The following is a 265-nucleotide window of genomic DNA, read 5'->3' as shown; positions in this document are numbered from 1 at the left end:
CACATCGCGGAAAGAAGTATTTCCGTTCGCACCGACGCTCAACACGGTAGATTTCTGTTTCACTGAATACGAACCCACAGTGCGCGGCAGCGTACCCTGCTCGTTAAGGTAGTCGGGAAAGAAATCAAGGAACGAGATCGTGCCGCTATCGTCCGCCGTGACGTAGTTGGCGAATACGGTACCGGTACGATCATCGAACACACCGGAGATCTGGAAAGGTTGAATGGTGCCCACACTGGTGACGGGTGGCACGGTGACGTTAACG

The 265-nt window shown here is 54.3% G+C and carries 1 protein-coding gene; it reads right to left on the bottom strand.

The window, feature by feature from the left end; genetic code table 11:
- Positions 1-265: hypothetical protein (locus tag SB679_RS24710; protein WP_410704929.1), on the bottom strand; the 265-nt coding region annotated here is incomplete at both ends.

Source organism: Chryseobacterium sp. SIMBA_029, from assembly GCF_046535275.1.
Taxonomy (GTDB): Bacteria; Bacteroidota; Bacteroidia; order Flavobacteriales; family Weeksellaceae; genus Chryseobacterium.
This window is presented reverse-complemented; position numbering and strand designations above follow the sequence as displayed.